This window comes from Pseudomonas sp. 31 R 17, from assembly GCF_900004915.1.
Taxonomy (GTDB): Bacteria; Pseudomonadota; Gammaproteobacteria; order Pseudomonadales; family Pseudomonadaceae; genus Aquipseudomonas; species Aquipseudomonas orientalis_A.
In genome coordinates, this window is the sequence record NZ_CVTN01000078.1 from 80,498 (window position 1) to 107,020 (window position 26,523).

Annotated in this window: 23 protein-coding genes; 10 read left to right on the forward strand and 13 right to left on the reverse strand. The window is 61.6% G+C overall.

Going from position 1 to position 26,523, the window contains the following annotated elements:
* Positions 1–5: 5 nt before the first annotated feature.
* From tssK to tssA, 12 genes are read right to left on the reverse strand one after another with little or no spacing between them, the layout of a single operon-like run.
* Entirely contained in the window at positions 6–1,334 is a 1,329-nt protein-coding gene (tssK, locus tag BFP89_RS21325; protein ID WP_065887438.1) for a type VI secretion system baseplate subunit TssK, read from the reverse strand.
* A 1-nt stretch (position 1,335) separates the two neighbouring features.
* Positions 1,336–1,821, reverse strand: a complete 486-nt coding sequence (gene tssJ / locus BFP89_RS21330; RefSeq protein ID WP_065887439.1) for a type VI secretion system lipoprotein TssJ — start codon at positions 1,819–1,821, stop codon at positions 1,336–1,338.
* Positions 1,822–1,826: 5 nt separating this feature from the next.
* Positions 1,827–3,017: a type VI secretion system-associated FHA domain protein TagH gene (gene tagH / locus BFP89_RS21335; RefSeq protein ID WP_065887440.1), complete on the reverse strand. Its 1,191-nt coding sequence runs from the start codon at positions 3,015–3,017 to the stop codon at positions 1,827–1,829.
* Between the two features lie 20 nt (positions 3,018–3,037).
* Positions 3,038–3,169 carry a type VI secretion protein gene (locus tag BFP89_RS21340; RefSeq protein ID WP_065887441.1) on the reverse strand — a complete coding sequence of 44 codons (132 nt, stop codon included), beginning with the start codon at positions 3,167–3,169 and terminating at the stop codon, positions 3,038–3,040.
* Positions 3,169–4,713: a sigma-54 interaction domain-containing protein gene (locus BFP89_RS21345; protein ID WP_065887442.1), complete on the reverse strand. Its 1,545-nt coding sequence runs from the start codon at positions 4,711–4,713 to the stop codon at positions 3,169–3,171. Before BFP89_RS21345 ends, BFP89_RS21340 begins: the two co-directional genes overlap by 1 nt.
* Entirely contained in the window at positions 4,710–7,148 is a 2,439-nt protein-coding gene (locus BFP89_RS21350) for an AAA family ATPase (protein ID WP_065887443.1), read from the reverse strand. Before BFP89_RS21350 ends, BFP89_RS21345 begins: the two co-directional genes overlap by 4 nt.
* A 12-nt stretch (positions 7,149–7,160) precedes the next feature.
* Entirely contained in the window at positions 7,161–8,168 is a 1,008-nt protein-coding gene (gene tssG / locus BFP89_RS21355; protein WP_065887444.1) for a type VI secretion system baseplate subunit TssG, read from the reverse strand.
* On the reverse strand, positions 8,132–9,919 hold the full coding sequence (tssF, locus tag BFP89_RS21360; RefSeq protein WP_065887445.1) for a type VI secretion system baseplate subunit TssF: 1,788 nt from the start codon (positions 9,917–9,919) through the stop codon (positions 8,132–8,134). Before tssF ends, tssG begins: the two co-directional genes overlap by 37 nt.
* A complete protein-coding gene (gene tssE / locus BFP89_RS21365) occupies positions 9,909–10,310 on the reverse strand; it encodes a type VI secretion system baseplate subunit TssE (protein WP_065887446.1) in 402 nt (133 codons plus the stop codon). The genes tssF and tssE overlap by 11 nt, the downstream gene beginning before the upstream one ends.
* Before the next feature lie 14 nt (positions 10,311–10,324).
* A complete protein-coding gene (gene tssC, locus BFP89_RS21370; RefSeq protein WP_065887447.1) occupies positions 10,325–11,806 on the reverse strand; it encodes a type VI secretion system contractile sheath large subunit in 1,482 nt (493 codons plus the stop codon).
* Positions 11,807–11,821: 15 nt separating this feature from the next.
* Positions 11,822–12,331 (reverse strand): type VI secretion system contractile sheath small subunit, encoded by a 510-nt coding sequence (tssB, locus tag BFP89_RS21375; RefSeq protein ID WP_065887448.1) that lies wholly within the window; start codon positions 12,329–12,331, stop codon positions 11,822–11,824.
* A 24-nt stretch (positions 12,332–12,355) separates the two neighbouring features.
* Positions 12,356–13,909 carry a type VI secretion system protein TssA gene (gene tssA, locus BFP89_RS21380; protein ID WP_065887449.1) on the reverse strand — a complete coding sequence of 518 codons (1,554 nt, stop codon included), beginning with the start codon at positions 13,907–13,909 and terminating at the stop codon, positions 12,356–12,358.
* A gap of 478 nt (positions 13,910–14,387) precedes the next feature.
* Here tssA and BFP89_RS21385 point away from each other — a divergent pair, with 478 nt between their 5' ends.
* The gene (locus tag BFP89_RS21385; protein WP_065887450.1) at positions 14,388–14,903 is read left to right on the forward strand and encodes an Hcp family type VI secretion system effector; all 516 of its coding nucleotides are present in this window, start codon (positions 14,388–14,390) and stop codon (positions 14,901–14,903) included.
* A 49-nt stretch (positions 14,904–14,952) separates the two neighbouring features.
* On the opposite strand, the gene BFP89_RS21390 is transcribed toward BFP89_RS21385, so the two are convergent.
* Positions 14,953–15,774, reverse strand: a complete 822-nt coding sequence (locus BFP89_RS21390; RefSeq protein WP_065887451.1) for an aldo/keto reductase — start codon at positions 15,772–15,774, stop codon at positions 14,953–14,955.
* A 106-nt stretch (positions 15,775–15,880) separates the two neighbouring features.
* On the opposite strand from BFP89_RS21390, the gene BFP89_RS21395 reads away from it, so the two are divergent.
* From BFP89_RS21395 to BFP89_RS21435, 9 genes are all read left to right on the forward strand, one after another.
* The gene (locus BFP89_RS21395; protein ID WP_065887452.1) at positions 15,881–16,375 is read left to right on the forward strand and encodes a DUF1543 domain-containing protein; all 495 of its coding nucleotides are present in this window, start codon (positions 15,881–15,883) and stop codon (positions 16,373–16,375) included.
* A gap of 114 nt (positions 16,376–16,489) precedes the next feature.
* Positions 16,490–16,771 (forward strand): peptidylprolyl isomerase, encoded by a 282-nt coding sequence (locus BFP89_RS21400; RefSeq protein WP_065887453.1) that lies wholly within the window; start codon positions 16,490–16,492, stop codon positions 16,769–16,771.
* Positions 16,772–16,899: 128 nt separating this feature from the next.
* Complete coding sequence (locus BFP89_RS21405; RefSeq protein ID WP_065887454.1) at positions 16,900–18,759, forward strand: extracellular solute-binding protein; 1,860 nt, start codon at positions 16,900–16,902, stop codon at positions 18,757–18,759.
* Positions 18,759–19,817: a microcin C ABC transporter permease YejB gene (locus tag BFP89_RS21410; protein ID WP_065887455.1), complete on the forward strand. Its 1,059-nt coding sequence runs from the start codon at positions 18,759–18,761 to the stop codon at positions 19,815–19,817. The genes BFP89_RS21405 and BFP89_RS21410 overlap by 1 nt, the downstream gene beginning before the upstream one ends.
* Positions 19,817–20,839 (forward strand): ABC transporter permease, encoded by a 1,023-nt coding sequence (locus tag BFP89_RS21415; protein WP_065887456.1) that lies wholly within the window; start codon positions 19,817–19,819, stop codon positions 20,837–20,839. The genes BFP89_RS21410 and BFP89_RS21415 overlap by 1 nt, the downstream gene beginning before the upstream one ends.
* A 10-nt stretch (positions 20,840–20,849) precedes the next feature.
* Positions 20,850–22,421, forward strand: a complete 1,572-nt coding sequence (locus BFP89_RS21420; RefSeq protein WP_065887457.1) for an ABC transporter ATP-binding protein — start codon at positions 20,850–20,852, stop codon at positions 22,419–22,421.
* Positions 22,422–22,529: 108 nt separating this feature from the next.
* Positions 22,530–23,930: a sigma-54 interaction domain-containing protein gene (locus tag BFP89_RS21425; RefSeq protein ID WP_065887458.1), complete on the forward strand. Its 1,401-nt coding sequence runs from the start codon at positions 22,530–22,532 to the stop codon at positions 23,928–23,930.
* A 285-nt stretch (positions 23,931–24,215) separates the two neighbouring features.
* Positions 24,216–25,607, forward strand: coding sequence for a GntP family permease (locus tag BFP89_RS21430; RefSeq protein WP_065887459.1), 1,392 nt, complete (start codon positions 24,216–24,218; stop codon positions 25,605–25,607).
* Between the two features lie 7 nt (positions 25,608–25,614).
* A complete protein-coding gene (locus BFP89_RS21435) occupies positions 25,615–26,388 on the forward strand; it encodes a 3-hydroxybutyrate dehydrogenase (protein ID WP_065887460.1) in 774 nt (257 codons plus the stop codon).
* The last annotated feature ends 135 nt before the right edge of the window (positions 26,389–26,523 follow it).

Sequence of the window (26,523 nt, forward strand, 5' to 3'; positions counted from 1 at the left end):
AGCGTTCAATTCCTGATGGCCCAAAAGGTCAACTCAAGCCCGGAGAATTCGCCCCCCACATGGAACGCGAACCCACCCGACTGCTGCAGCTGTGCGATGTCGCGGGCACTCATGTCCAGCATGAAATACGTCTTGCCGGCATGAAACGGAATCTGGCGCGGCGCTACGGGCAGTGGCTTGACCTTGATCCCCGCCAGATGCAGGTTGACCAGCTCGCGTATGCGCTCAACGGGGCCGATTTTCAGATGCGCTGGCAGGCGTTGGCGTAATTGCTCCGAATCAGACTGCGCGGAGGCCGCCAGGATGAACGTCGCAGTGCCCAGCAATTTCAAGTCGCTTACCGGGCAAACCAGTACGCCGTACTGACGTTGTTGCAACGTCAACTCGATAGAGTGTTGTTCCAGCACGACCGACAGCACCCCACGCACCGCGTCCATCAGCCCACGGAAGCTTGCCCCCTGGTCGGCGTGCCGGTACTGCACGTCCAGCTCAGCGCGCCTGCTATCGCTGGCGAACGTTGATAACTCGCCGAGCAGGGCCAGCAGTGCAGCAAACACCGTTTCAGGGCGAACCCGGGCCTGGCTCAAGCAGTGACGCAGCGCAAGCTCGGTACGATTGATGACTTGCAGCATCAGAAAATCGCCCACCTGAGTGCCGGCGGCGGTGCTCTCCCCCCTGATCCGCGCGGCGATGGCATCGCCCCGCGACGCCAGCAAGCCGACCACCTCCTTGAGACAAGAAGCGACATACCCGCGGTCCTGCATAAACATGAACGTAGGCACGAACTCCGCGTCCAGGCGCACGCCCCGCGCGTCGGTAGACTCCAGCACCTGTGCAACCTTGAGTGTGACGTAACCCTGTTCCCGCTGCCGCTCACCCAGCAGGAGACGCAGGTCAGGCCGCGCGCAGTGAATCAGACAACGCGAGCCGGTCCCGGCATTCGAGTCGCCCACCTCCACTTCACAGCTGAGGTAGCGCGCCAGGACATCGCCCTGCTCCGGTTGACGGGCTTCAATCTGATTGTCGGTCGCCAGTAACAGCGCCAGGTAAACGGCTTGTTCCCCGGCATTGGCGGGCACCTGTAATACCAGCGGTTCCATGGCGGTACCGTGGTCGAACAGAGTGCCGTCCGGCAACACACCGCTGGCTTGAGTGACCACCAGCTTGCCCAGGTTGAGGTACTGCACATCGAACTCCAGCGTGAGGAATCCCCAGGCATCAGGGCCCAGCAGACGCGTCTGGTTGAGCTGTTGCTGGTAATGCCGGTCGTTGTGCTGCAAGTGCTGTGGCCGCAACAGCATGCCTTCCTGCCATATGACTTTATGTGCGTGCATATCACTGCACCTCCTTGTCGGAACGCGGGTCGGCAAGCCGGATTCCGTCCTGGTCCAGCACCAGCTCGGCACGGTTCAATTGCCGGGCGGTGAGCGGAACGAGCAGTCGCCACTGAACGTGCGGCAAGTCGCGATAGGCCGCCAGAACGCCGACAAAATGACTGTTTGGCTCGACCCTCAACTTGAGTGCCTGTCTATCGCCCGGGCGCAGTTCAACTTCCTCACTGCTCACCCAGTCCTTCGGCAAAACCTGCTCGGCGTTGTCATACAGGCTGAAGAAGTCGGCATTCTCAAAGGCAACGCCATGGCGCAGTTCAATCAACTGCAGCACGACCGGCGAGGGTCGACCCTGAAGATCCGGGTTGACGCGCTCATTGGCGCTCAGTACCAGGTCCAGTTTGGTCAACGTCGAGAACGGCGATAGGGCGCTGCAGCCAGCCAACAGGCCGAGCATGAGCGACAGCGATGTGAGCGCGGCTCGATACATGAACGTCATCCTGGATAATCGTTGTGCAGGGTTGAGATCAGGCGCACCTGTTCCTCATAGGCCCTGGCGAAGTCGCTGCCCAGCGGTCGTTCGTCGAACTGCCCATCCGCCACCAGGCGCCGGTAGTGACGCAGGTATGCCCGCCAGCGCGCGCCGTCAGAACTCCATCGGGGGGCTGCTTCCTGAAATTCGGCGCAGGCCAGTAAATGGCCTGGAGCAAAAGCGGCACGAGCGTTACGCAACGCACTTCGACAGGCACTCAGCAACGCGACTTGATGCACTTGCAGCGCCCGGTGCGCCTGGGCGATCGCCTGTTCGCCAGACAACGGGGCCACTTGCGCCATGTCCAATATCGCGGTTAACGCCGCGTCGGTATCGATACAGCTGTGCAAGGGGTTGTGGGCGGTGCGCAACGCGTCGGCAGGCAGCGTTGCCAGTTCGCCCTGCAATTGCTCACAGGTGCGCAGGCTGCTTTGCAGCCGTTCGACCTCCAGCCGAAACAAGCGCGCCACCTTGATTGCCAGCGCTTCTCGGGCAGCGCTGTCAAGCCTGCCCAGGTCCAGCCCAAGCGCGGCTGCGAACGCGATCCAGAAGACCTCGTCGGGCGAGGCTGCCATCGCGACCGGCTCAACCGCCGGCATCTCTCTGACGGGCTCGACCCGGCGCGGTATCGCGACATGTTCACGGTCTGCGGCATACCGATCCGCCCACGCGCCGAGTTCGCCAACACCTGTACTCAACGCCGCCAGCTCATCCGAGGCATTATGCCGCTGGTGCTCGAGGTCCAGCGCCTGCAACGGGTCCAGCCCCAGGAACGCGTCATCGGGAATCGGTGCCCCCGTGCTGATCGGCTGCTCGTCGAAGGGTTGAGCGGGTTCCATCAACCGCGCGCGTACAGACAACATGCCCAGTTCGAACACATCGCCATCCTCGATCAAGCGCGCCTGCCCCTTGCGCAGTCGTTCGCCACTGCCTGGCATGCCGATACCGTTGCTGCTGATATCGGTGAGAAAGTAACGTCCTTCCCGGCACCCCACCAGGGCATGGTGGCTGGAGAGCAAGCGACTGGGATCGTGGATTACCCAGTCACAGCCGGAGCCACGGCCAATCACGCCGCCGACGCCGTCAAAAACCTTGCGCACCGTGGACGCCGAACTGGCGCCTGCGGCCTCACTGACTTCAAACACGAGTTGCATGGTCAGGCTCCCTCCTCTGTTCAGCGGCCACGGATGACCGCCTGAGGCTCACCCAAAGGCCGGTATTGGGCGTCATCGAATACGTAGTTGGCGTTACAACCGCCGAGCAGACACAGCACAAGCACGACGAAGTGTCGGGGACGATCAAGCATCAGGTTTCTCCTCGGTGAATAGGCACGCCGGCATCGCCGCAGGCAATGTTCAAGCGCGCAAGCCGGTACAGCAGCGTGCGCCGTGCAACCCCCAGTTCCCGTGCGGTACGGGTTCGGTTGCCACGATTCTTATGCAGGCAATCGAGCAGGAACACCCGCTCTACCCGCTCCATACGCTGGCGCAGCGTTACATCATCAACGGCGCTCGCCACCGCCTGGGGCAGCGACAGGTGCACCGGCAGAATCACGTTGTCGTCACACAACAGCACGGCTCGCTCCACCAGGCACTTGAGTTCACGCACGTTGCCGGGAAAGGGATGACTCGACAGTTGATCAAGGGCGATATTGGACCACTGCACAGGCGCCCTCCCCAGGCTTGCGCACGCTTTGGCGGCGAAATGCCGTGCCAGTTGCAGCACATCTCCATCCCGCTCACGCAAGGCCGGCAACTGGATGGGGAACTGGGCAAGCCGGTAATAAAGGTCTTCGCGAAAGCTTCCTGCGGTGACCATTGCAGCCAGGTCGCGGTGGGTGGCCGCGATGATGCGCACATCAACCTTGTGCGCGGCACTGGCGCCCAATGGGCGAACCTCGCCTTCCTGCAATACCCGCAATAGCTTTGCTTGCAGGGACAGCGGCATGTCGCCGATTTCATCCAGTAGTAGCGTGCCGCCATGCGCGGCGTCGAACAGCCCGGCATAGTTGCGCTCGGCACCGGTGAACGCGCCTTTTCGGTAGCCGAACAGCTCACTCTCCAGCAAGCCTTCCGGGAACGCTGCGCAGTTCTGCACCACAAATGCCTTGGCCGCGCGCGGCCCTGCCAGGTGGATGGCCCGAGCCACCACTTCCTTGCCGGTACCGGTTTCGCCCCGCAGCAGGACGGTATAAGGGGTATGCAGCACCTTGCCGATCAATTGGCAGGTCTGCGCCATTGCTGTGCTGCCGCCAATCAGGCCATAAGTGTCGGCCAGCGACTTTTCGGGCCCTTGCGGTGCAACAGCCGGCACCCACCGCAGGCTGCGCAACAGGGCCAATTGGTGCAAGGCGAAGCTGCCGAACCGGCCCAGCGAGCACCCGTACCCCTGTAACGGCGCCGGGCGTTGAGCGGCGCATAGCAGCACGCCCGCGACTGCGTTGAGGCGGTTGAACAGCGGCACACTCAACAGGGCGCGCCAGGGTGACGCGAGCACTGGCAAGAAAGTCGTGTCGTAGGGGCTGTGCTGCCCGTCATTCACATGGACGGCAACGCCCTGGTTCACGGTGTCGCGCAGCAACGGCACCTGCCGCAGATCGATAGCTGCAGCCGCAACCACCAGCGAGGGTGTCGCGCTCAGGTGCTGGGCGATCAGATCGAGCCGGCCGGTTTCTTCATCGAGCCGGTACAACTGGCTCAGTTCACAGCCGCTCATGTGGGCCGCTGCCGAAACGCACACACCGGGCAATGAAGCGACGTCAGTGTCCAGGCCGATTCGTGTGAACCAGTCGAGCATGGCGCTGGCATGGGCAAGCGGGTCAGGCAGTTGCTCAAGGCTTTTTTCGGTCATTGGCTGAACTCACAGACGGGCTGGCCGTTGTCATCCAATCGGGCATGCACCGAGGCAAGCGGTGCGTCCGCGGCCATGGCGCCGAGCAGGCCATCCACCATCTGCGGCAACAAATGCCGCTCGATCCACTGGTCGATGTACCGCGCACCGCTGTCACCATCAGCGCAACGCTCGGCCATGTGCGCAACCAATCCCGGCGACCAGGTGAACGCCAGTTGGCGTTGCTGCAGCCGCTGGCCAAGGCTCGCCAGTTTGAGTGCGGCCACCTCGTGCAGCACCTTTTCCCCAATCGGGTAGTACGGTACGACACGCATGCGGGCGAGCAAGGCGGGCTTGAAGTGGGCACGCAGTACCGGGTAGATCGCGTCTTGCAGCACCTGGGGATCAGGTCGTTGACCGTCTGCGCAAAGCGCGTTGATACAGTCGCTTGCCAGGTTGGACGTCATCAGCAGCACGGTATTGCGAAAGTCGATTTCCCGCCCTTCGCCATCATTGGCACGGCCTTTGTCGAAGACCTGGTAAAACAGGTTCAAAACCTGCGGGTCGGCTTTCTCCACCTCGTCGAGCAGCACCACCGAATAGGGACGCTGGCGTACGGCTTCGGTCAATACGCCGCCCTCGCCATAACCGACATAACCCGGTGGCGCGCCGATCAGTCGGGAAAGCGCGTGTATCTCCTGGTATTCCGACATATTGATCGTGGTGACGAACTGCTCACCGCCGTACAAGAGATCGGCCAGCGCCAGTGCCGTTTCGGTCTTGCCGACGCCGCTTGGCCCCACCAGCAGAAACACCCCGACAGGCGCATCGACCTTGTCGATCCCGGCAGCGACCGCGCGCAAGGCACGATCCAGGGCCTGCACGGCGTGTTCCTGCCCGAGCACGCGCGCGCGCAAAGCCTCGGCAAAACCCAGGACTTTTTCATTGGGTTCGAAAGCCAGCTGCTCAGTGGGAATACCGGTCCACGCGCTGATGACGTGCGCTATGCCACGCGGGCACACCTCAGGTTTGGCCAACGGTTGCTCACCCAGCTCAAGCCATTGCCGCTCAAGTGCCAGGCACTCGTGCTCGAGGGTTTCCAGGCGCAGCTTCAACGCCAGCAAGGCCTGTGTGTCCACCGGCAAACCGAGTTCGGCGTCTCGACCCAGCGCCCGCGCCTGCCGCTGACCCTCGATCAGTTCGGCGCGTACCGCCTGCAATGCCTGTGGCGGCATGGCCTGACGCGCGCGAACACTGGCACAGGCGGTGTCCAGCACGTCAACTGCCTTGTCCGGCAGCTGTCGGCCTGCAAGATAGCGTGCGCTCATGCGAGCGGCCGCGACCACTGCATCATCACGCACATACACGCCATGACTCGCTTCATAGACAGGCACCAGTCCCCGCAGAATCGTTACCGCCTGTTCGACACCGGGTTCCTCGACCAGTACCGGCTGGAAGCGCCGCGCCAGGGCCGGGTCCTTTTCGATGTAGCGCTTGTATTCCGACCAGGTGGTGGCGGCAATCGTACGCAGTGCGCCGCGAGCCAGCGCCGGCTTGAGCAGGTTGGCGGCGTCCAGGCCTCCCGGCTGGCCGCCGGCGCCAACCAGGGTATGGGCTTCATCGATAAACAGGATCACCGGCTGCGGCGATGCGTTCACTTCATCAATTACCCCTTTGAGACGTCGCTCGAACTCGCCCTTGAGGCCGGCCCCTGCTTGCAGAAGGCCCATATCAAGGGCCAGCACGCGCACTGCTTTAAGGGCCTCGGGCACTTGCAATGCGACGATCTGCAACGCAAGTCCTTCGACGATTGCCGTTTTCCCCACCCCGGCCTCCCCCACCAGAATCGGGTTGTTCTTACGCCGCCGCAGCAGAATATCGATCAACTGGCGTATTTCACGCTCACGACACAGCACGGGGTCTATCCGGCCCTCACGAGCCTGCCGGGTGAGGTCCTGGGTAAAGCGCTGCAACAGCGACTCGTTGGCAATCGGCTGATTCTCGCAGGGCCGGCTCTTCAGGAAATCCTGCAGCCTGCCCGTGTCCAGGCGGCTGAGCACGGCGTAATACCCGCTGCCCGCATGTTCCAGCGGGTGCTGTAAAAGTGCCAGCAACAGCGCGCCGTGATCGACGAAACGTTGACCCAATTGCGCGTGAGCAATGACCAGCGCTTGTTGTAACCACAGCACCAAGGCCTGGGCGAATACCGGGTTGCGTGTAGCACTCTGCTCACTCCTGGGCTGCAAGGCCGCCTGCAGTTCGCCCACGGCAACGCCGGCATCGGACAACGCCCTGGCCATCAGCCCGGCGGGATGCTCGAGCAAGGCCAGGAGCAGATCCTCCACTAACACTTCATGGCCGCCTCTCGTCATGCAGCGCTCGGCGGCACGCGTCAGGTCACGGCGGGTCTGGTCCGTCAACGTGCGGATCAGTTGTTGCAGGTCCACATTAATCATGCTCATCGATCCTTAATGAAAATGCCCGGCGAGTGTGATCGCACCCTCGGCTCGTTCATGCTCCAGCCAACTGGTCCAACCCAGGCGGCACACATTGTCGGCGCCGATGTGCAGCGCCCGGATTTCGCCGGGCGCCAGCACCAGACGCAGGTCAAATTGCAGCGCGTCCGGCGCGGTCAGACGCACCAGCGAACACGCCGGGGCATGCGCCGTTCCCGTGGGGAGAAAATCGTGAAAGCGCTGCCAACCCAACGCCGTGATATGCACCCTGAACTTGCCGCTGCGGTCAGCGATCCGGCGCCCCAGCACCAGGTCCTGGCCAAGCTCACAGTTGGCGCGGCCCAAGTCATTGCACTGCGACGGCGCAACGTCCACGGTGCGCTCGACCCACTGTTCGATGAAAACCGAGGCATGTTTGAAGTAATACCGCAGGACGGTCTCGATCAGCGCAGCCGAGTGCGTTCGCAGGCTCAGAAGCCCGAGGTAAGGCAACAAGCGCTTGCAATCGAGACGCGAGGCACCCCGTATCGCGTGGCTGCCGAGGCCGATCAGCGCAAACATCTGCTGCGAAAACCCATCACTGGCGCCCTGTTGGAAACAGGCCGGGTAACGGTATTTGCGCCAGATCGGTAACATCAGGCGGTGCAATCGGTGGTGGAATATGTCGAGGAAATCCCGTGTGGGATTGCCACCCGCGCGTTCCGCCAATGCCTGCTCAGCGTAAAACGCGGGCAATGGTGAACCGGCGCCGAACAGCCCCAGTACATTGATGCGCAGGCGCGCCCGCAACGTCTCGTGGTCCATGAAAAACTCCACGCGGTCAATATCGTGTGTCGCAAACCCCAGGCCCGGATTGGCCTGGAACTCCAGCAGGTCGTACAGCGCATCCTCATCCAGCCGTGGATGGGCTTGGCGTAAGCGCGCGACCACCTGCACCACCGCCTGGAACAGCGTGTATTCGCGGATAACACGGCAAAGCCGAGTCAAAGCAGGGGTTGCTGACCCATCTGGAACGGCCATAGGTACACGTCTCCTTGTGTGCTGATAACTCGCAACTCGTGATAGGAATTGAGGCTGGCGTACAGCGCAAAGAACTGATTGAGAACCGAAGCGAACACAAACAGATCGCCCTGGCCGGCAAACCCCAGGGGGTCCACCGTCAGGTCCACCCGCAATCCGCGAATCGGCAGGCCACGGTGCAAGCGGTCAACCGCTTCATGCTGGATCGAGCGCAGCGCGCCCAGCTTTTTCCGGCTGATGTTCAGCGCCTGTCGATCGTGATAGCGCGGCAGGTCGTAGGTTTCGAGAATCACCTTCAGCGCGTTGATATCGGTCAACGACAGATAGTTGAGCGACATGTTGCTGATCAGCTTCCAGAGATAATCCTGGTCCAGCGGCGGCGCAAAACTCGCGGTCGGCGCGCAGATATTGCCAAACGTCAACGACTCCGGGGTGTGCTCGCCGGGCTGGTTGATTTCACCGGCCCGCAACTGTCGCGGCAGCCCGGCATTGGTACATGTCAGCTCGATTGACAGGGTTTCCGGGCCCTGCTCGCGGCGGCCGTCAAACCTTATCCAGGTAGCCGGCCCGTCATGCTGTACCGAAGGCCGTTGACGAATGCTGAAGCTGGGGGGCGCCCCCGTAGTCTGCAGGTCGCCGTCATGCTCGAACGACTCAAAGGGCACGTACGTCTGATGCCCCAGGCCACCGGGGCGCCATCCTGTAACACGATCAACCGAAAACACACCGGCATTCGCCGGGGAGTACTCCCCGGGCAACAGGAGGTATTCGTCCTGTTTTCCGTCCAGCCGAATGGGTATCGCATCGTGATTGAACAGGTTGACGATCGGCGTGCAGTACAGCTTCACGTTGTCCAGGGTGGGACGCCCAAGCGCACGGCCCTGGCCGCGTAGCTCGAAGCGCAACAGCATGCCGTGCGCCTGTTTGAGCACCTCCTGGGGAAACCGATGGAGGGCAGCCAACCCTTCGATATCGACAAACAGGTACTTCTCGGGAAACGTGAAATACTCCTGCAGGTGGCGATAACCACAAAAGGTGTTTTGCGGGTAGGGAATCAGCGCGTGTTCCTCTGCGAAACCCACCGGCCGGACCTGGCCGGCGCTGAGCCGTAGCGTGGCAGGCTGATCATCGATTCCGTTGACCGGCGAACCGTCCTGGTCCAACAACTGCAGCTCAATGCTGTGCAGATGACGCAACAGGCCCAGGTACAGGCCTTGGCTGACAGAGCGGTCTCCGGCCAGGTGCAGGCGCAACGAATCGAATGCCAACGCACTGAAATTGCCCGCTGCGCTCATGGTCAGGCGCAGGTCCAACCAGTCCACTGCGCCCTGGCAGGTGTAGTCCAGGCTACGCAGTTGCAACGGCATGACCTCGGTGGCATAGCAGGTTTTGAAACGGCAACGTTCGCCTTTGATCGGCAGGCTTTCCACGGCGGTATCCCGTGCCACTCGAACACTGGGGCCGGCGCACTTCAACGGGTCAAATTGCAGGATGCTCATGGCAGGCATCGGCCGCATGTAGTTGGGCCATAACAGATGCATCAAGGAATGCGTCAGCTCAGGCAGCTCGTCATCCAGCTTCTGACGCAGGCGCGCGGTCAGGAATGCAAAGCCCTCCAGCAGACGCTCCACATCCGGGTCCTCACCGGACTCGGCGAGAAACGGTGCCAGGGCCGGGTTGCGCTCGGAGAAGCGCCGCCCGAGTTGCCGCAGGGCACTGAGTTCGCTTTGAAAATAACGGTTAAAGGCCATCTGCGCAGACCTCCACTTGCCCTGCATCCGCCAGACGCGCATGGAACACGACAGATTGGGTGCCACCGTCAATGAGCAGTCCGGCGTCAATGGCAAATGCCAATGCCAACGTTTCGTACACGCGGGGCAGCACCCTGACGCGTACATTCACCAGCCGAGGCTCGTAGGCCTGGATGAAGCGCTCGATCAGCAGCCGCGACTGCGTCAGGGATTCGTGCAGGCTGAGCCGCATATCATTGAGATCAGGCAAGCCGTAATCCGGCAATGTCTGGACACTGCCTGCGCGGGTGCTGAGCATTTTCGTCAAATGCGCGGCGACGGACGTCACGCGGCACACACTGGCGCAGGCGTCGGGCTCAAGGCGTTCGAAGAGGCTTCTGCAGTGGCGCATACCCTGGCTTCGACTCATTCTTTATCGAGCTTGCCGACCAGGGACAAGGTGAAGTCCGCCCCCATGTACTTGAAATGCGGCCGTACGCTCAAGCTGACGCGGTACCAGCCCGGGTCCCCCTCGACATCGCTGACGACAATGCGCGCTGCGCGCAGTGGACGCCGCCCGCGCACTTGCGCACTGGGGTTCTCCTGATCCGCCACGTACTGGCGAATCCACTTATTGAGTTCCAACTCCAGGTCGGTCCGTTCCTTCCACGAGCCCAATTGTTCACGCTGCAGAACCTTGAGGTAGTGGGCCAGGCGATTGACCACCATCATGTAAGGCAACTGGGTACCCAGCCGGTAGTTCAGTTCGGCTGCCTTGCCCTCCTCGCTGATGCCGAACGTCTTGGGTTTCTGCACGGAGCTGGCGGAAAAGAAGGCCGCGTTGTCACTGCCCTTGCGCATGGTCAGGGCGATGAACCCTTCCTGCGCCAACTCATATTCGCGCCGGTCCGAAACCAGTACCTCGGTAGGAATCTTGGTTTCAATCTCGCCCATGCTCTGGAAGTGATGCAACGGCAGGTCGTCGACCGCTCCCCCACTCTGGGGGCCGATGATGTTGGGGCACCAGCGAAAACGCGCGAAGCTGTCGGTCAGGCGTGTAGCGAAGGCGTAGGCCGTATTGCCCCACAGGTAGTGTTCGTGGCTGTTGACCACAGTCTCCTGGTAGGCAAAGGTTTTGACCGGGCATTCGAGGGGGTCGTACGGCGTGCGCAGCAAAAAGCGCGGGACCGTGAGGCCGATGTACCGAGCGTCTTCGCTCTGGCGAAAACTCTGCCACTTGGCAAACTGAGGGCCTTCGAAATGATCCCGCAGATCCTTGAGGTCAGGCAGGCCGGTAAAGCTTTCCAGACCAAAGAAACCTGGCCCGGCCGCCGCGATGAACGGGGCGTGAGCCATACCGGCAACAGCAGCTACGTATTGCATGAGTTTTACATCAGGCGCGCTGGGCGACAGGAAGTAGTTGGCGATGATCGCCCCTACCGGCTGTCCGCCAAACTGGCCGTATTCCGCACTGTAGATGTGCTTGTAGAGCCCCGACTGGGTAACTTCCGGGGAATCCTCGAAATCGTCCAGCAGGTCCTGCCGCGAGACATTCAACAGCTCTATCTTGATGTTCTCACGAAAGTTGGTGCGCTCGACCAGCAGCTGCAGCCCGCGCCAGGCCGCCTCCAGGGCCTGGAAGTCCGGGTGGTGCAGAATCTCGTCCATCTGCCGGCTGAGCTTGGCATCGATCTCGGCGATCATCCGGTCGACCAGCCGTTTCTTGACCGGTTCTTCGCGGTTGTGGGGCTTGACCAGTTCCTCGATAAACGCCGACACACCGCGCTTGGCAATGCTGTACGCCTCGTCATCGGCACTGAGTAACGTCTGGGCAATGATGTTGTCGAGAATGCTGCACTCGTCGGCGGTTTTTGGCAGGGGCTGCGGGTCATGCTGGGGAGTTGTCATGGTGTCAGTGTCCTTTTACTGAATAGGTTCGGCATCAGCGTTGCTCAGCCCCAACTCGGCCAGTACCCGAGCACGGGAGTCGTCATCGGCCAGTGCCTGCTCAATGGCTTTGCGAAAGCTCGGGGTGTTGCCCAGCGGCCCCTTGAGCGCCACCAATGCCTCTCGCAGCACCATCAGCTTTTGCAGTTGCGGTATCTGCTCGACCAGATTGGCGGGGTTGAAATCCTTCATCGAGTTGATCCGCACCTGGATCGCCAGATCGTCGACGTCAGCGTCTTCCTGCAGGCGATTGGGCACGCTCAATGTCAAGTTCAGGGCCTGTTTGGCCAACACCTCGTCGAAGCTGTTCCTGTCGATGCCGATAGGCTTGCGGTCCTCAAGCTTGCGCGGGTCTTCGCGTTGTGAAAAATCCCCCAGCGCCAGCAGTTTCAACGGCAGCTCGACTTCCTCCTGCGCACCACCAACGGCGGGTTTGAAGGTGATATTGATACGTTCCTTGGGTGCTACCGAACCGTCTTTGGCCATGGTGTTACTCCTTTTGATGATTTTTTATTCGAGTACCGCTGCCAGATCGAAATGGCACAGCCGGCGGTGCGTGGCCTCCCTGCTTTCGCGCACGGCGTGGCTTTGTGGCAACAGGTCATAGCAGCGATACAAAAGCCTGCCGACGTGCAGGGCCAGTTCCGGCTCCCAGCGGTCCAGGCCCGCGCGCTGTAATTCGAGGTCCAGCTGTTCCAGTTGAATCCTGCCCAGGTCAGGCTTGCCCGCCCGTATGCACAACCTGGCCAGCGCCAGTCGCCAATGAAAGCGCGCGCGGTCACTGCACGCGCTCTGCAAACCCTGCTTGAGCAGGCCCACTGCTGCCTTGAGCCCCTCCTTGCGCAAGCTCGGCATGGCCGCCTGCAAGGCGGCTTCCCAGGGTTCGCTGCCGACATCGGCGACAGCGGTGAAAGGCTCGGGTTTGTGCAGGTGGCGAATCACGTGGAGCGTGATCCACTCACAGGTCGCGGGGGCCGCAAACGGCGTACCGTCGTCGAAGCGCAATTCAGGAAGGTTCGGCAAACGTTGCAATAACAGCGCGAAGCTCATTTCCAGCTCAGTCATTGCCTGGCTTGCGTGCAGGGCTTCAAGGCATTCCCAGACCATGCGCAGGCCATCAAACCAGAACAGTGCGCCCGCCAGGCTGGCCTCGAGCTCAAGCAACAGCTCGGCGTGATGGCCATGACCGAGACGATCCTGGCAACGCTTGAGCTTGTCGGGAGCCGGCGGGCGCAATGCCGTCACCCCTTCGCTGTTGGCATCGGGATAGTTGACGAGGCTCAGCCAGGCCAGGGTGCGCCCCAGACGCAAGGCCCGCAGGTCGGTGGCATTGTGGCGCAACCACCAGCTACATAACGTTCGGGCCTGTTCCTGTAAGGCGCGCAGCGCTTTGTGGGCATCCTTTTCGTTGTTGATGGGCGATTCAGGCTTGAACAGTTGCGTGCTCGCCTGCCTGACCTGGGCAATGACACCCGCGATGCCCGCCGGCTCCTCACCGCCCTGGGTGGCACGCGCCAGGCGCTCCGCCAGTTGACGCCGGCTCGGCAACAACAACGGGGCGTCGCTGCCCAGATGCTCGTTCAACAACTCATCAAGGCGCACGAGGTGTTCATGCAGCGCCCGGAACAACGGCAACTGGTCGACAAGAGACAGGTTGTGCGAGAAGAGCGAGTCGAGGCGCGCCACCAGCCAACCCAACGCGGCAGCGCGGGTGCGTGACTTGGCGGGATGCACCTGTGCCCAGTGGTGCTCACAGAGATAAACCAGCAAGACGAGACCGGCCAGCAGCCCGGGAAATGAATCACGCTGGTGCAGCGCCCAGGTGAGCCATACAGCGACGCGCAGATCCTTGGATTGCTCACGCAGCACGCGCTCACTGAGCTCGCAGACCTGCTGCCAATCCGGCAGGCTCGCACCATGTATCGAGTGTGTCTTGGCGACCTCGGTTTCCACGGTTTCAAACTCACTCGAAAAACGCACGTCGTTGCCGGCGAAATTCCCCGGCGAACAAGGGGTTCGTGCAAGTTCCTGGTAATAAGCGCAAAGCTTTTCTGAATGAACCATTTTTTGGCCGCACACAACTAATAAGGCTGAATAGGCAAACCAGATACCGTGAAATACGGATCAGAGTGCCGCTAACCCCGCGTTCAACACGCTACGAAGTGAACAAACCTTAGCCACCTTAAAAACAACCAGCAAGCCGCAGGGCGGGACTTAAGGAATTTCCTACAACGCCCTGAAATCGTGGCCTGCGCAGTGATTTGCGCACTTAATCAGCTGAAAAAATCCTTCATTTATCCGCAACCGCGCTTAATTATTGATTCACCACCGTGAGCAATTAGCTGCGCACTTATGTGCAACTTCAATTACTAAAAAAACCGCAAAAAACCTATATTTTCCTGCTGCACTAAATCCTCCCAACCGCATCGCCTTGGTTTCATTGAGTCACGCACTTTCAGGCACGCTTTTTGTTATAGGCATTTACCCGCCCGGCAACTTCGCTGTTCGGGAGTACCTACTCAACCAGACAAGGAAACCCGTCATGCCAACACCCGCGTACCTCTCCATCACCGGTGTCAAACAAGGCTTGATCACCGCAGGTACATTTACCCAGGACTCGGTAGGAAACATTTATCAGGAGGGCCATGAAGATCAGATCCTGGTGCAGGCGTTCGCGCATCAGGTGATCATTCCCCGGGATCCGCAATCGGGCCAGCCAACCGGCCAGCGTGTGCATAAACCGCTGATGGTGAGCAAGGTCTTCGACAAGTCCTCGCCCCTGCTATTCAGTGCACTGACCTCGGGGGAAGAAGTGTCGTGCCGTCTGGAATGGTTTCGTACCTCTTCGGCAGGCACCCAGGAGCACTACTTCACCGTTGAACTGGAAGGCGCGACGATTGTGGACATCCAGTCGCGCATGCCCTATTGCCAGGACCCGGACAACGCCCATTTCACCCACCTGGAGGACGTGTATTTCAGCTATCGCAAGATCGTCTGGACCCATGAAGTAGCCGGCACGTCCGGCTCGGATGACTGGCGCAGCCCTGTGGCCGGCTAACCGCGGCGCAGGCGGGAACGGTCCAGGGAAGGCACCGTTCCTGCCGGCACTACACCATCGCCAGCGGATGCTTGCGCTTGGGCGCGCCGAACACGCGATCAATCGCGTCCAGGTCATGCTCGTCCAACACCAGCTTCACAGCGGCGGCGTTCTGCCGTATGTGTTCGGGAGTGACCGCCTTGGGGATGGCGATTACGCCGTCTTGTCGCAAGACCCAGGCGAGAGCGACTTGCGCGGGAGTGGCCTCATGACGACGGGCAATCTCCTTGAGCGTCTGGCTGGCCAACAGCGCACCGCCCTGGGCAACAGGACAGTAAGCCATCAGCGGCAAATGGTGCTGTTGCCACCACGGCAGCAGGTCGAATTCAATACCACGCTCTTCAATGTTGTAGAGCACCTGGTTGGTTGCACACACGGGGGATGCCAGTTCCTGCAGGTCTGCCACATCAAAATTGGAAACACCCCAACGGCCGATCTTGCCCGCTTCGCGCAAACGCTCGAACGCCTCGACGGTTTCTTCAAGAGGGTACTGGCCGCGCCAGTGCAGCAGGTACAGATCTATGTAGTCGGTGCCCAGGCGCTGAAGGCTCGCTTCGCACGCACGGGGCACGCCGGTGCGGCTGGCATTGTGCGGATAGACTTTGCTCACCAAAAATACCTGGTCGCGCCTGCCCCGGATGGCCTCGCCGACGACCTTTTCCGCACCGCCTTCGCCATACATTTCAGCGGTGTCGATCAGGGTCAGGCCCTCCTCGATGCCCAGTTGCAAGGCGCCCACTTCGGCGCGGTGCCGATCCGGGTCTTCACCCATGCGCCAGGTGCCCTGGCCAATGACAGGGACGGGAACGCCGGCCAGATCGATAGTACGCATGACAACCTCCTGATGAGTTGGCGAATTAACAGTGTGGCATTGACCGGACAAAAGGGTTCAATCGCAGTATGGTTGGCCTTTGATCAATCGCCAGGAATCACTCGCAATGCTGTTTGTTGTCATGCTCGGGGGCAAGCACCCCAGGGCCCGGATCGAAGTACACGATGTGGCGTTTGCCGTGGCGGATACCCTGCAGGCCACCTACCCGCAATTGCGCGACGCCTGGTTTGGCAGCCCCAAGGGTGTGCACATCGATTCGTGGATGGCGGTGGAGGGTGTCGACGGCTGGCAGGTCCAATTCAGCCAATTGGCGCCCCACGGTGATGCGCCGCACTTGTATTTCATCAACCTCGGCGGCTATGAGGCCAACAGTTTTGGCGAGGCCCATCACTACCTGTTGCTGGTCGCGCGCGACAAACGCGAAGCCATGAGCAAGGGCAAGCAGCACCTGTTGCGCCACTGGTCCCAGGCCCACACCGACGCGGTCATGGATATCGACGATTGTCTGCCCATCGACCTGGTGGACGGCCGCTATATCCATCTGGTCAAGGGCCCGCACGCCCCCATCGTCCAGCAGAACGACTACATCGTTTTAGCCTGAAACCCGCAGGCCAGGCCGTTCTTCAGCCGGTCAGGCACGCCGGTGGAACTTTGCCGGGAAATAACCGCCTGAATCCGGTAGGCTCACCGTTTTTCACTTAAGGAGTTATTTTCCATGGCCAAAGCCACCGCCCGCCACATCCTCGTTTCCACTGAAGACAAGTGCAACGAACTCAAGGCCCAGATCGAAGGCGGCGCTGATTTCGCCGAAGTCGCCAAAGCCAACTCCAGCTGCCCGTCCAGCCGTCAAGGCGGTGACCTGGGTTCGTTCGGCCCAGGCCAGATGGTCAAGGAATTCGACAGCGTGGTCTTCAGCGCCCCGGTCAATACCGTACAAGGCCCGGTGAAAACCCAGTTCGGTTATCACCTGCTGGAAGTCACCAGCCGCCAGGACTGATCGGTCCGTGCTGATGCTGTAAACAACGGCCCGCCATTTGGTGGGCCGTTGTGCATGTGATGACTGACGACGCTTAAGCCGTTAACGTACCGCTCTCCCTTTATGTTCATCCGCGCTCAAGGCTGATAATGCGACTGGCTTTTCCAAAACTGTTCAGCATCACCCTGGTCCTGTTCATGACAGGCACCGCCGTGATCGCGGCGCCACAAACGTCCCTCACGGTGTACGGCGAGCCGGCCAAATATCCCGACGGCTTCAGCCATTTCGACTATGCCAACCCGGATGCGCCCAAGGGCGGGACCCTGCGCCGCTCGGCCATCGAGATCGGGCGCTTCGACCATGTGTTGCCGTATATCGACAAAGGCATCGGCGTTTCCCAGGTTGACGGCTGGCTGTACTCACCACTGGCCCAGCGCTCCCTGGACGAGCCCTACACCGTCTACGGCCTGGTTGCCGAGAAAATGGAGCGCGCCGATGACGGTCTGTCGCTGCGTTTTTTCCTCAACCCCAAGGCACGCTTTGCCGACGGCAAACCGATCACCGCCGAAGACGTGCGCTACAGCTTCGACTTGCTGATGACCCAAGGCAGCCTGCGTTTTCGCACGTTGTTCGCCGACGTCAAGCACGTCGAAGTCGAAGGTGAGCGCCAGGTCCGCTTCGATTTTTCCAGCAATGAAAACCGCACCCTGCCCCTGGATATCGCCACCCTGCCGGTGTTTCCCGAACATTGGTGGAAGACCCGCGACTTCGCCAATGGCGGCGGCTATGAAGCGCCTCTGGGCAGTGGCCCGTACAAGGTCAGCAAGATCGACTCCGGCAGCACCATCACGTTTACCCGCGACCCGAATTGGTGGGGCAAGGACTTGCCCGTCAGCCGTGGCCTGTACAACTTCGATCACCTGAGCCTGGAGTATTTCGGCGACACCGAAGTGGCGCGCCAGGTCTTGCGCGGCGGCGCCTACGATTTCAACCGCGAATTTTCCGCCACCGGTTATTCCATCGGCTACAACGGTCCGGCCCTGGACGATGGTCGCCTGCAGCGCGCGCACCTGGCCAAGGAGATGCCACAACCGGCCCAGGGCTATGTGTTCAATGTGCAAAAGCCGATGTTCAAGGACCGCCGCGTGCGTCAGGCCCTGGCCATGCTATGGGATTTCGAATGGGCCAACCGGCAGATGATGCGCAACCTGTACATCCGCCAGCAGAGCTTTTTCTCCAACAGCCCGCTTGCCGCTACCCAGTTACCCAGCCGGGAAGAACTGGCGATCCTTGAACCCCTGCGCGGGCAGATTCCCGACGAAGTGTTTACCCAGGTGTTCAAGGCGCCTGTCACCGATGGCAGCGGCGTGATCCGCGAGAAACAGCTGCAGGCCCTGGCGCTGCTGGAGCAGGCAGGCTGGAAGCCAGACGGCGACAGGCTGGTCAATGCCGAGGGCGAGCCGCTGGAATTTACCTTCCTCAATGCCCAGGCGGGTGTGGAACGTCTGCTGCTGCCGTACAAGCGCAACCTGGCGCAAATCGGTATTACCTTGAATATCCGCCGCATCGACTCCTCCCAATACGTCAACCGCCTGATGGCACGGGATTACGACATGATTGTCACCGGCTTTCCGGTCACGGCATCACCGGGCATGGAGCTGTACAATTTCCTCGGTTCCGCCGCCGCGTTCGATCCGGGCGCCAATAACTATATGGTGCTGCAGGACCCGGCCGTCGACAGCCTGGTCAAGGGCCTGGTCAAGGCCGACACCCAGGCGCAGATGCTCACCTACGCCCATGCGCTGGACCGGGTGCTGCAATGGAACTACCTGTGGATTCCCAACTACTACCCGCCCGGCACCTCTGCCGCATGGTGGAACCGCTTCGGCCGCCCGGCCATCGAGGCGAAAAACGATGAAGCCCTGGAAACCTGGTGGGAAGTCAGCCCAACGCCGCTGACAAACGAGCAGATGCGCGCCAAGCTGGAAAAACGCGGGGGCGCGCGCTGATGTTTGCCTATATCGTGCGGCGCCTGCTGCTGATCATCCCGACCCTGGTGATCATCCTGCTGGTGAATTTCGTGATCGTGCAGGCCGCGCCGGGCGGTCCGGTCGAACAAGCCATTGCCCACCTGCAAGGCATCGGCGGGGGCGGTGTCGCAGGCGCTGCCGGGGAAGGCATCAGCGGCTCGCGAGCCAGCCGCGGCCTGGACCCGAAACTGATCAAGGACATCGAACGGCAGTACGGCTTCGACAAGCCTGCGCCGGAACGCCTGTGGCTGATGCTCAAGAGCTACGCCCGACTGGACTTCGGCAACAGCTTCTTTCGCGGCGCAACGGTGATCGACCTGATCCTGGAAAAGATGCCCGTGACTATTTCCCTCGGCCTGTGGGCCACCTTGATTACTTACCTGGTGTCGATCCCCCTGGGCATACGCAAGGCGGTGCGCCATGGCAGCAGCTTTGATGTATGGAGCAGCACCGCCATCGTGATCGGCTATGCCATGCCGGCGTTCCTGTTCGCGATGTTCCTGATCGTGGTGTTTGCCGGCGGCACTTCGCTGAACTGGTTCCCGGTGCGCGGTCTGGTGTCGGAGAATTTCGAAGAGCTGAGCACCGTGGGCAAGATCGCCGACTACTTCTGGCACCTGGTATTGCCGGTCACGGCGCTGGTGATCGGCGGGTTCGCCACCCTGACCATCCTCACCAAGAACTCGTTTCTCAACGAAATCACCCGGCAGTACGTGGTGACCGCGCGCGCCAAGGGTTTGAGCGAACGTCGCGTGCTCTACGGCCATGTGTTTCGCAACGCAATGCTGTTGGTGATTTCCGGGATTCCCCAGGCGTTCATCAGCGTGTTCTTCGCAGGCTCGCTGCTGATCGAGGTGATCTTTTCCCTCGATGGCCTGGGCCGCATGAGCTATGAGGCAGCGGTGTCGCGGGATTACCCGGTGGTGTTTGGTTCGCTGTTTATCTTTACCCTGTTCGGCCTCTTGATAAAACTCATCGGCGACCTCTGCTACACCCTGGTGGACCCGCGTATCGACTTTGCCGCGAGGAACGCCTGATGCTCAATCTGTCTCCCGTGGCGCGCCGGCGTTTCGAGCGATTCAAGAGGAACCGTCGCGGCTGGTGGTCGCTGTGGCTATTCATCGGCCTGTTCATCCTGACGCTGGGCGGCGAGTTGATCGCCAATGACAAGCCCCTGGTGCTCAGCTTCAAGAACGAGCTGTATTTCCCCGTGCTCAAGCGCTACACCGAGCAGCAGTTCGGCGGCCAATTGCCGTTCCAGGCCGACTACCGCAGTGACTACGTGCAAAAGCTGATAAAGCAGGACGGCGGCTGGATGCTGTTTCCCCCCATCCCCTTCAGCGACGACACCCCCAACTACGAATTGACCCGCCCTGCCCCCAGCCCGCCGTCGACGGTGAACTGGCTGGGCACCGATGACCAGTCGCGGGACGTGCTGGCGCGGGTCATCTTCGGCGCGCGCGTGTCGATCCTGTTTGCCCTGGCATTGACCGCGATCAGCGCGGCCATCGGCATCGCCGCCGGCGCGTTGCAGGGTTACTACGGCGGCTGGGTGGACTTGCTCGGCCAACGCATCCTGGAAGTGTGGTCGGGCCTGCCGGTGCTGTACCTGCTGATTATCCTGTCGGGGTTCGTCGAGCCGAATTTCTGGTGGCTGCTGGGGATCATGGCGCTGTTTTCCTGGCTGGCCCTGGTGGACGTGGTGCGCGCCGAGTTCCTGCGCGGGCGCAACCTGGAATACGTCAAGGCCGCACGCGCCCTGGGCCTGGGCGACGGCAAGATCATCGCCCGGCATATCCTGCCCAATGCCATGACCGCGACCTTGAGCTACCTGCCATTCATCCTGACCGGGGCGATTTCGACCTTGAGCGCCCTGGACTTCCTCGGCTTCGGCATGCCGGCCGGCAGTGCTTCGCTGGGTGAGTTGATCGCCCAGGGCAAGCAGAACCTGCAAGCGCCGTGGCTGGGTCTGACGGCATTTTTCACCCTGGCGCTGATCCTGTCGCTGCTGGTATTTATCGGCGAGGCGTTGCGTGATGCCTTCGACCCTCGCTCATGAGTGATCGCGTATGAACCTGATTGAAATCCGTGACCTGAGCGTGGCGTTCGGCGACCAGACCGTGGTGCGCAAGGTGAGCCTGGACGTACGCCCAGGCGAATGCCTGGCGCTGGTGGGCGAGTCGGGCTCGGGCAAATCCGTGACCGCCCATTCGATCCTGCAATTGCTGCCCGAAGCCGGCTCGCACAGCACAGGCTCGGTGAAGTACCGCGGCCAGGAGCTGATGGGCGCGTCACCTGCGGCCCTGCAAAAGCTGCGCGGCAACCGCATTGCCATGATCTTCCAGGAGCCGATGACCTCGCTGAACCCGCTGCATACGGTCGAAAAGCAGATCGGCGAGACCCTGCTGCTGCACAAGGGCCTGGGCGGCAAGGCGGCGCAGGCGCGCATTCTCGAGCTGCTCGAGCTGGTGGGCATCCAGAAACCCCGCGAGCGACTCAAGGCCTATCCCCATCAACTCTCCGGCGGCCAGCGCCAGCGGGTGATGATCGCCATGGCCCTGGCCTGCGAGCCGGAACTGCTGATTGCCGACGAACCCACCACCGCGCTGGACGTGACCGTGCAGCGCAAGATCCTGCTGTTGCTCAAGTCCCTGCAGCAACGCCTGGGCATGTCACTGCTGCTGATCAGCCATGACCTCAATCTGGTGCGCAGCATTGCCCAGCGGGTGTGCGTGATGCGCGCCGGGGAGATCGTCGAGCAGGCCGATTGCCAGACGCTGTTCACGTCGCCTCAACATCCTTACAGCCGCCTGCTGCTGGACGCCGAACCGTCCGGCGATGTGTTGTGCAGTGATGAGCGCGAAACGGTCTTGCAGGTCGATGACCTGACCGTGCAGTTTCGCCTCGGCGGCGGGTTGTTTCGGCCCAGGACCTACCTGCGCGCGGTGGACGGCATCAGCCTGAGCGTGCAACGGGGCAAGACCCTGGGGATTGTCGGCGAGTCCGGCTCGGGCAAGTCCACACTCGGCCAGGCGATTCTGCGCTTGCTGGACTCCAGCGGCAGCATCCGCTTCCAGGGCCAGGCCCTCGACCCGCTCAACCATCAGCAGATGCGGCCGTGGCGCAAGCAGATGCAGGTGGTGTTCCAGGACCCCTATGGCAGCCTCAGCCCACGCATGTCGGTACAGCAGATCATCAGCGAAGGCCTGGAAGTGCATGCCCCGTGCAGCCTCGACGCGCGCGAAGCGCAGGTGATTCAGGTGCTCAAGGATGTAGGCCTGGACCCCGCCAGCCGCCATCGTTACCCCCATGAGTTTTCCGGCGGCCAGCGGCAACGTATCGCCATTGCGCGTGCGCTGGTGCTCAAGCCGGCGCTGATGCTGCTGGATGAACCCACCTCGGCGCTGGACCGTACGGTGCAAAAACAAGTGGTGGCCTTGCTGCGCGAACTGCAGGAGAAATACGGCCTGACTTACCTGTTCATCAGCCATGACCTGGCGGTGGTGCGTGCGATGGCCCACGATATGATCGTGGTCAAGGACGGCAAGGTGGTGGAGCGCGGCGCCAGTCATGATGTCTTTGAGTCGCCGCAACACCCCTACACCAAAGAATTGCTGGCCGCAGCCCACATCCCCCTGTAGGAGCGAGCTTGCTCGCGAAGAAATTGAATGCTCCAGATTCCTCCAGGAGCGCCGCATTATCGTTGACGACCTTCGCGAGCAAGCTCGCTCCTACAGGATCCCGTACCCATGAGTACCAGCCTCAAGGATTACCAACAGGTTCGCGGCCTGGCCATCCAGTCGCTGTTCGAGATCATCGAGCAGTCCAGCGAAGGCACGGTGATTGTCGACCGCGACGCGAATATCGTCTGGATGAACGAACGCTACGCCAGGCGTTTCGGCCTGCAGAGCGCCGAGCAGGCCATCGGCCAACCCTGCGAGCAGGTGATCTCCAATAGCCTGCTGCGCCAGGTGGTGCGCAATGACCGGCCGATCCTGCTGGATATCCAGGACACACCCAAGGGCCCGCTGGTGGTGATGCGCCTGCCGATCCACGACGAAGCCGGCGCGGTGATCGGTGCGATCGGGTTTGCGTTGTTCGATGAACTGCGCAACCTGTCGCCGCTGATCGAGCGCTACCTGAGCCTGCAGCAGGAGTTGGCGTCCACCCGTTCGCTGTTGCGCTCGCGGCAAAGCAAATACAACTTCGCGCACTTTATCGGCACCAGCGCCGCCAGCCTTGACGTCAAGCGCCGCGCGCGGCGCAGTGCGAGCGCCGAGTCGCCGGTGCTGCTGCTGGGCGAAACCGGCACCGGCAAGGAACTGCTCGCCCAGGCCATACACGGCGTGTCGCCTCGCGCCCATAAAGCGTTCGTCAGCATCAACAGCGCGGCGATTCCCCATGACCTGCTCGAAGCCGAGTTTTTCGGCACCGCGCCGGGTGCGTTTACCGGCGCCGACCGCAAGGGCCGGCCGGGCAAGTTCCAGATCGCCCAGGGTGGCACGCTGTTTCTGGATGAGATCGGCGATATGCCGATGCCCCTGCAAAGCAAGTTATTGCGGGTGCTGCAGGAAAAGGAATTCGAACCGGTGGGTTCCAACGAGATGTTGCACAGCGATGTGCGGGTGATTGCCGCCACCTCCATGGACCTGGAGGCGGCGATCAAACGCGGCGAATTCCGCGCAGACCTGTATTACCGCCTCAATGTACTGCCGATCCAGGTGCCGCCGTTGCGTGAACGGCTGGAGGACATCCCCGCGCTGAGCGAGGCGATTCTGGAAGAACTGCGCAGCCGCCACGAGTTGAGCCCTGAAGCGCTGACACTGTTGGCCCGGCACGCCTGGCCGGGCAATATCCGCGAGCTGCGCAATGTGCTCGAGCGGGCGGCGTTGTTGAGTGATGACCTGGTGTTGAGCGCCGGCGAGATTCGTACGGCGATTGGTACGTTCAGCCCGGTGGCAGGCGGTGCGGTGGCCACAGTTGAGGGCGAGACATTTGCGGCGGCGCGGGCGCGGTTCGATCGACAGTTGATCGGTGAGGCCTTGCAGGCGTGCGCGGGGAACGTGGTGGAGGCCGCCAAGCGGTTGGGGCTGGGGCGGTCGACGCTGTACAAGAAAATGATCGCCCTTGGGCTAACTCAGTCTCCATAGAGAGACACTACTCTCAATATAAAGACAATCCAATGTGGGAGGGGGCTTGCCCCCGATAGCAGTGTGTCAGCTTGAGCAAATACACCTGATACACCGCCATCGGGGGCAAGCCCCCTCCCACATTTGAGCTGTGTTTGTCTCCAGATTGAGATATGACCTGAAGAACTTGACGAAAAAGACAACAAATAACCTTGTATTTCAACACGTTAAATACTTGGCACACATCTCGCTATACCTCCCCCAAAGCCCCACCCCACAACAATAACAATCCGATGGAGACACACCATGAGTGTGATCATTGCCCTGGCAGCCCTGGCGCTGCTGATGCTGGCTGCCTACCGTGGCTACAGCGTCATCCTGTTTGCCCCAATCGCCGCCCTCGGCGCGGTGCTGCTCACCGACCCGTCCGCTGTCGCCCCGGCCTTTACCGGGGTGTTCATGGAAAAGATGGTCGGCTTTATCAAACTGTATTTCCCGGTGTTCCTGCTCGGCGCGGTATTCGGCAAGCTGATCGAGCTGTCGGGCTTTTCGCGCTCGATTGTCGCCGCCGCCATTCGTGTGCTCGGTACGCGCCAGGCGATGCTGGTGATCGTGCTGGTCTGCGCCCTGCTCACCTACGGCGGTGTGTCGCTGTTCGTGGTGGTGTTTGCGGTGTACCCGTTTGCGGCGGAGATGTTCCGCCAAAGCAATATCCCCAAGCGCCTGATCCCGGCCACCATCGCCCTCGGTGCGTTTTCGTTCACCATGGACGCCCTGCCCGGCACGCCGCAGATCCAGAACATTATCCCCAGCACCTTCTTCAACACCACCGCCTGGGCGGCGCCGTGGCTCGGGCTGATCGGCACGATCTTCGTGTTCTGCGCCGGCATGCTGTACCTGGCACGCCAGCGCAACAAGGCCCAGCGCGCGGGTGAAGGCTATGGCACCGAGTTGCGCAACGAGCCTGAAACCGCCGAAAACCTGACCCTGCGCAACCCCTGGGTCGCGCTGTCGCCGCTGATTCTGGTGGGAGTGATGAACCTGCTGTTCACCCACTGGATCCCGCAGTGGTACGGCAAGACCCACAGCCTCAGCCTGCCCGGCATGAGCACCCCGGTGACCACCGACATCGCCAAGCTCACGGCGATCTGGGCAGTGCAGGCGGCGTTGCTGGTGGGGATTATCGTGGTGCTGGTGTTCGGCTTCTCGGCGATCAAGAGCAAGCTGGCCGAAGGCAGTAAAAGTGCGGTCAGCGGCGCGCTGCTCGCCGCCATGAACACCGCCTCGGAATACGGCTTTGGTGCGGTGATCGCGTCGTTGCCGGGCTTTCTGGTGCTGGCGGACTGGCTCAAGGGCATTCCCAACCCGCTGGTCAACGAAGCTATTACCGTGACCTTGCTGGCGGGGATTACCGGCTCCGCGTCCGGCGGCATGAGCATCGCCCTGGCGGCCATGTCCGAGAGGTTTATTTCAGCGGCCCATGCGGCCAATATCCCCCTTGAAGTGCTGCACCGGGTCGCGGCCATGGCCAGCGGCGGCATGGACACTCTGCCCCACAACGGCGCGGTGATCACGCTGCTGGCGGTGACCGGGCTGACTCACCGCGAAGCCTACAAGGACATTTTCGGCATCACGATCATCAAGACCCTCGCGGTGTTCGTGGTGATCGGTACTTTCTACGCCACCGGCATTGTGTGAGGTTTTCATGACGACATTGAACGGCAAGACGGCACTGGTCACCGGCTCCACCAGCGGCATCGGCCTGGGCATTGCCCTGAGCCTGGCCAAGGCCGGCGCCAACCTGATCCTCAACGGCTTCGGCGACGCCAGCGCGGTGATCGCCCAGGTGCAGGCGTTTGGCAGCCAGGTCGGGCATCACCCGGCGGATGTCAGCGACCCGACGCAGATCGCCGAGATGTTCGCCTATGCCGAGCGCGAGTTCGGCGGCGTCGACATTCTGGTCAATAACGCCGGCATCCAGCACGTGGCGGCGGTGGAAGACTTTCAGGTGGAGCGCTGGGACGCGATCATCGCCATCAACCTGTCATCGGTGTTCCACGCCACCCGCCTGAGCCTGCCGGGCATGAAGGCCAGGGGCTGGGGACGCATCGTCAACATTGCCTCGGTGCATGGCCAGGTAGGTTCGGTGGGCAAGGCGGCCTATGTGGCGGCCAAGCACGGGGTCATCGGCCTGACCAAAGTCGTCGGCCTGGAAACCGCCACCAGCAACGTCACGTGCAATGCCATTTGCCCAGGCTGGGTGCTGACCCCGCTGGTGCAGAAGCAGATTGATGATCGCGTGGCCACTGGGGTGCAGCCGCAGCAGGCGCAGCAGGATCTGCTGGCGGAGAAGCAGCCGTCGCTGGAGTTTGTGACGCCGTCGCAGTTGGGCGAGTTGGTGCTGTTTTTATGCAGCGAAGCCGGCGCCCAGGTGCGGGGTGCGGCGTGGAATATCGACGGCGGCTGGCTGGCCCAATAACCCCAGACAGTGGAGATTAATGTGGGAGGGGGCTTGCTCCCGATGGCAGTGGATCAGTATCACATGTGCCAGCTGAACCACCGCCATCGGGGGCAAGCCCCCTCCCACATGGACTTGCTTCGCCTGACAAACCTC